At 49.4% G+C, this 1,327-nt stretch carries 2 protein-coding genes; one reads left to right on the top strand and one right to left on the bottom strand.

What is annotated here, in order from left to right:
* A partial coding sequence (locus KDK15_RS16470) for a hypothetical protein (protein ID WP_257296479.1) occupies positions 1–258 on the top strand: 258 nt, incomplete at its 5' end.
* 256 nt (positions 259–514) lie between these two features.
* On the opposite strand, the gene KDK15_RS16465 is transcribed toward KDK15_RS16470, so the two are convergent.
* The gene (locus KDK15_RS16465; RefSeq protein WP_257296478.1) at positions 515–1,291 is read right to left on the bottom strand and encodes an FAD-dependent oxidoreductase; all 777 of its coding nucleotides are present in this window, start codon (positions 1,289–1,291) and stop codon (positions 515–517) included.
* Positions 1,292–1,327 lie beyond the last annotated feature (36 nt).

The following is a 1,327-nucleotide window of genomic DNA, read 5'->3' as shown; positions in this document are numbered from 1 at the left end:
GGCAGCAATCCCCTGGTGGGTAATGAAAAAGAACCCGCCCCCCCTGACATCCCTGTGTACCTCGAACCGATCGGGTATGAATCCACCGATAACCATGGTGAACCGATGGCGGACGGGCAGGCCGGTATAGCAACAGGCAGCAACTCCGTGGCGAACACTGGAAAACCCACCCGACCACACAGCCCTGTGTACCATGTACTGACCGAACATGGGACTGACTCTGATGATCAGAAAATTCTGGCTACATCAAAAAAATGAAAATGCAGCGGCTATTAAAGCTGACAGAAATCTTATGGGATCGTTGATGGAAACTGGTGGCTTTGCCGGTAGGGTGCCTGTTTTGAATATAAGTTGTTTGTCGTGCAAAAAACAGTGAGGGCAAAATCATTTCTCAGCATAAAGAAATCTTAATTGTTCAGCACCTCACATAAATCTGGAGTTTTCTGAATTGTTATCAAGAGTGACCCGGAACAGGTTCCTCTTCAGGTGCTTTGGAACTGACCAATTCAGAGTGCTACTCGTCAAAACGGGATAAATACTCTTTTTCAATCCAGTCCGGACGGTCCAGTTGAAAATGCTCTTCCAGCATCAGCTCGGTGCTGGTCAATGCGCCCTCCACCCAGCCTTGCAGATCGGAATAAGAGTCACCACAAATGTGAATGGGTAAACCGGGCAGGTGGCGCATACGCTTTTGAATAGCCTGGCTCTTTTGTCCGAGCTTCCAGAAACTGTATCCTCCCCCATAGGGGTCTTGAGACCAATCCATGTAGGCCGCAGTATAAGGTTTCGGAATGTATTTCAAGCCATGAAGCGCCTTGAGTTCCTTTTGGGCTTGCACAACCTGGTTATTGGTGGCCCGGTTCTCGTTGGGAAGAGGACTTCGTCCCACAGGAACAAAGGGATTTTTTACTCCGGCAAACTCATCCCCCCTGGACAGAGGATGCCAGTAATCCAGCACCCGGCCATCGGTATAGGCTGCGAGCAACAGGGCGTTGGTGTTGCCAGCTTCACCAACAGGTCTATCCTCTTCTGTACCAAAATAATAGGACTGTTTGATCTGAAGGTCAGTCACCGACTTACCCCCTCTAATCCCGAGCACTTTCCACCAAGGGTAAGGGTAGCCAAGATAAAGTTTAATGGACGGTTTTGAAATTACTGAGTCAATGTCTGACCGTATTTCGGCGGTGCGTAAATGAACTGAATCTTGATCCAGTAGCTCCAGTGAGCGTTTCGGTAACCCTAAAATGGCGTGCCGGGCATTAACAACCATCCATGGACCATTCCCTGTCACACCTTTGGCAAAACCTCAGAGCAACGTCAGGCGGTG

Origin of the sequence: Endozoicomonas sp. YOMI1 (genome assembly GCF_024606345.1) — a bacterium.
Taxonomy (GTDB): domain Bacteria; phylum Pseudomonadota; class Gammaproteobacteria; order Pseudomonadales; family Endozoicomonadaceae; genus Endozoicomonas.
This window is presented reverse-complemented; position numbering and strand designations above follow the sequence as displayed.